Raw genomic sequence first — 3,756 nt, 5'->3', positions numbered from 1 at the left:
TTCGTCGCACCGAACGCTGGGGACCACTCAAAGTTGACCTGAACTTCATCGATGACCTCGCTCGTCAGCATCAGATGCAGAGAGGAACACAACTCTTTGGTCAGACCGACGGAAGAGGCGATGTTTAGCTCCTCGTCCGACAGGCCTTCAACATCGCGCTCAACCAGAGACCTAGCAGTTTGCAGTCCAGTCGCCAAGGTCCGAGTCGTCCTACGCTCAAAGGGCTCGATCTTGGTTTCACTGACGTCAAACAGTGTGGCGACTCGATCGCGGTTCAACGGAACGTAGAAGGGAAAGACAAACGATCCATCTTTTGTGTGCCCAAGTTCGGTTTCCTTGGCCAAGTCCTGCGCTTCGCGGCGGTACCTCCTCGCAACCGTCCAACCGGGAGCGAGCGCACTTGTCCCCGAGGAGGAAAAGAGCCTCCTACTGTTCTTCAACGCCTCAGCAGCCACATCGAGCGGGACCGCCCCAGCCTTTAGACGTTCGCCCTTGAGATGAAGTTCGACTTGATCTCGCAGCGGAGAGGCAACGAAGTGACGGATCGAAGAAACTTCCCGGCGCATCGCGCGGGCGATCCGTTCGATCACACCTGCTGTGATCTCGGGATCGGAGCCAAGGTCGTCGGGGATGCCGACACGAGTTCCGGGATCATCGGAAGTGGTGATCTCACTTGATCCAGCCACGTCAAAGGAAAACAGTTCTCCCACTTGGCCGCGACTCACGGACTCCCAGCCATGTTGAGTCAACCACGCCTTGAAGCTGCCAAGTTGGAGTGGGTGAAGAGCCTCACTCATGAGTCTCCTCCAGGATCGCCATAGCCAGCCGTCATGAGCTGCTGGTGCCAGCCTGCAAGCGTTTCGCTGGAAAACCTGACCGAGCGGTCGAAGACGACGTGCGTCGCAGTATCCGGAAGGTCGTCAACGCGAGCCCACAGCGCATACGAGGCTGCGAGCGTCTCGGTTGCGCCCAAGGCGAACCAAGAGTCAACGTCGCGCGACATCAGAACAAGGATGAAGTAGGCGGCACTGCGGTTCCTCTGCCACTTCTCTCGCCAAGCGTCTTCGATCGGTACAGTGAACTGTCCACCATGTGCCACCAGGCTTCGACCAGTGGTTCCCTTGATCTGAACCCGGATGCCTTGCTCGTGGTAGTCGATGGTCGCATCGATCGCGAGAACGTCCTCACCCGCACGAGTCTCCGTCAGGCCGATGTGGGCTTGAGCGCAGACCTTGCTCACATAAGCGACGGCGTTGCGCCCTACGGCAGCGGAGAGGTCGAGGGTCTGGTGACTCACAGGCACTCTCCTCTCACTGGGCCAACCTAGTCGAAGGTCATCCTGCCCGTCAGCGGGTTCGTCCCATGAGACCAGGGAAGGAAGGACTTGTCCTCGTGAGCCTCCCCCTCGGCGGAGACCTGTGACTAAGTTAGGAAGTAAGGATGTTAGGAAGTAAGGATGTTAGGAAGTAAGGATGTTAGGAAGTAAGGATGTTAGGAAGTAAGGAAGGCTTGTTAGGGTCCAGCCCGCTGGATCTACTTCCCCGGGACCTTCAGAACGTACCTACTGGACTTCCCCGACAGGTTGCTCCCTTGGCTCTCCTGCTCCACCCATCCGGACTCACGAAGATCCTTGAGGGTTGCCAAGATGCTTGACCGTCCCTTCCCTGTCACCTTCATCAAGGTCTCAACAGACGGGTAGATCCCATCCCCAGCGGGGTCGGCGTAGGTAGCCAAGACCAAGGCCAGGTGCTGAGTCGCAGGCTTCATGCCCTCTGCAGCCGAGCGATCTCGGAGCGCACGCTCCCATGTCCACCTGTTATGCGGGTCTGCCATGACCCTCCTCTCTCTCAGCGGCAACCTACTGGCTACCGAGTTGATCAGGCACACTGGAGCAGTGAACTTCGAAGGCTTCCCGGTCGCTGCCCTGGACTTCTACGACGACTTGGAGATGGACAACACGCGATCGTTCTGGGAGTCCCACAAGGAGACGTACGCGAACGCTGTCCAAGCACCCATGCGAGCGCTGATCGAAGCCCTTGCTGACGAGTTCGGCGCAGCGAAGATCTTCCGTCCCTACCGAGATGTTCGGTTCTCCAAGGACAAGGTTCCCTACAAGACCCACCAGGGGGCGTTCGTTGCTGTCGCCCCAGAGACGGGCTACTACGTGGAGATCTCAGCCCGAGGGGTTAGGACCGGGGGAGGTTGCTACTGGTTCTCCCCCGACAGACTGGCAGCCTTCCGAGCGGCGATCGATCACGACAGGCTCGGCCCCGAACTGGAGAAGTTGTTGAAGAAGGTCACCCGCCAGGGCTACGAACTCGGCGGAGACAAGCTCAAGACGAAGCCCCGTGGCTTCGAAGCCGACCACCCTCGGATCGATCTGCTTCGGCACAAGTCGCTGACACTCGGCCGATCGCTGGGCTTCGAACCGATCATCCATGGCCCTGAACTAGTCGAGCAGGTTCGGGCTGACTGGCAAGCCATCTCACCTGTCACGAAGTGGATCGCCAAGAACGCACAGGCCTGACTCGCCTGCCCGAGCGCCGCACTTCAGCGAAGATTACCTTGTGGAACAGACTCCAGAAGGCTCCTACGTAGTCAACGCGGAAGAGATGCACGTCCTCCGCCAGGCTCTTTTCGTGACCCTGCACCATGGCGACTCGGTGTTCCGGGGCGATGAACAAACCATCACCGGGTACGAGCTCAATGAGTTCCAGCAACTGATGTGGCAGATCGACGAACTGAACGGGCACAACAAAGAGATCGCTCGGCTGCTGTCCCACCAGATCGGACAACTATCAGCTTTGACCGACAGCGACCTTCTGCAACGCCTCAGCCACGTGAGGGACGTCGTTGAGTCGGCTGACCGCTATGGCGTCGCTGTCCCGAAGCGCTTGCTCCAGTTCCTCCGCTCCCAAACCTAGAGCCCCTTAGCCTCTGCCATGGCGCGTGCCGTGATCGGCAGCAAGTGGCTGGGCTTTGAGGCCTTGGCAGGTTCCCATCCCGTCGCACGGGGACGCAGCACCGGAACCCACTCAGACGATCCATCTGCCTCGGTTACCTTCACATCCATCTCGACCTGCTCAGAGATATGAAGGTTTCGCTTACCCCTGCCTCGGGGGTGAAGGCGGATCCGGGCAACGCGTGCCAAGACTGCACGCTGAGTGTCCAGGTCTGCATCTCGGAAGTTGGTCACGGCTTCAGCGTTCAGCCGAGATGGGTCAACGTCACCCACGGAAGCGGCTGATGCAGCCGCCTCGGCTGCTTCCAGATCTGCCGACAACGCTTCCATGGCAGCATCAAAGGCGATCCGTGGCAAGGTCGCGAAAGCCTTCCCCAACTCCCTCATCTGCTCCCGCTTCTCCTCAACAACAGCCACCAGTTCCAGCGACTGCCCCGGCTCGGGGATCGATAGAACCAGCCCTGGAGCGTGCACAGACGCAGCGAGAGACATGGCATCGACGACCCAGCCATCGGCTTCGCTACGCACCGTGGTCAAGTGGCGATGCTCGCACGAGTAGATGGGAACCGTCGCGCCTGTGTAGCCGAGCGTCCCCTTCGCTCCCTTGCGCTCACGTAGACGGGTGGTCTTCCCCTTCACCATCTCGTCACAGCGAGCACATGTAGCGAGGGAGGTCAGCAAGTTCTCAGCCTTGCGGCCCCTACTGGAGCCGCCCACCTTGCGAGCGGGGTCATTGAGACGGGCCGAGATGAGACCCCACGTGTCGGGGTCAACGATCGGCTCCCACGCTCCGA

The 3,756-nt window shown here is 59.8% G+C and carries 6 protein-coding genes; 2 read left to right on the top strand and 4 right to left on the bottom strand.

Translation table 11 applies throughout. The annotated features are described in order from the left end of the window. The 3 genes from ABD151_RS21745 to ABD151_RS21970 form a co-directional block, all read right to left on the bottom strand. Positions 1-797 (bottom strand): hypothetical protein (locus ABD151_RS21745; protein ID WP_343996973.1); only part of this gene is annotated, 797 nt, incomplete at its 3' end. Continuing rightward, entirely contained in the window at positions 794-1,297 is a 504-nt protein-coding gene (locus tag ABD151_RS21740) for a DUF4365 domain-containing protein (RefSeq protein ID WP_343996972.1), read from the bottom strand. The genes ABD151_RS21740 and ABD151_RS21745, both read right to left, overlap by 4 nt. 236 nt (positions 1,298-1,533) lie before the next feature. Continuing rightward, on the bottom strand, positions 1,534-1,767 hold the full coding sequence (locus tag ABD151_RS21970) for a helix-turn-helix domain-containing protein (RefSeq protein ID WP_425571955.1): 234 nt from the start codon (positions 1,765-1,767) through the stop codon (positions 1,534-1,536). Between the two features lie 127 nt (positions 1,768-1,894). On the opposite strand from ABD151_RS21970, the gene ABD151_RS21735 reads away from it, so the two are divergent. Then, positions 1,895-2,527, top strand: coding sequence for a DUF2461 domain-containing protein (locus ABD151_RS21735; protein WP_343996971.1), 633 nt, complete (start codon positions 1,895-1,897; stop codon positions 2,525-2,527). A 112-nt stretch (positions 2,528-2,639) separates the two neighbouring features. Then, positions 2,640-2,924 carry a hypothetical protein gene (locus ABD151_RS21730; protein WP_343996970.1) on the top strand — a complete coding sequence of 95 codons (285 nt, stop codon included), beginning with the start codon at positions 2,640-2,642 and terminating at the stop codon, positions 2,922-2,924. On the opposite strand, the gene ABD151_RS21725 is transcribed toward ABD151_RS21730, so the two are convergent. Beyond that, on the bottom strand, positions 2,921-3,756 hold an 836-nt coding region (locus ABD151_RS21725), incomplete at its 5' end, for a hypothetical protein (RefSeq protein ID WP_343996969.1). The two genes, ABD151_RS21730 and ABD151_RS21725, sit on opposite strands and share 4 nt — an antisense overlap.

This window comes from Nocardioides dubius, assembly GCF_039528155.1.
Lineage (GTDB): Bacteria > Actinomycetota > Actinomycetes > Propionibacteriales > Nocardioidaceae > Nocardioides > Nocardioides dubius.
Note: the sequence above shows the minus strand (reverse complement) of the source record. Positions and strands in the feature narration are given on the sequence as shown.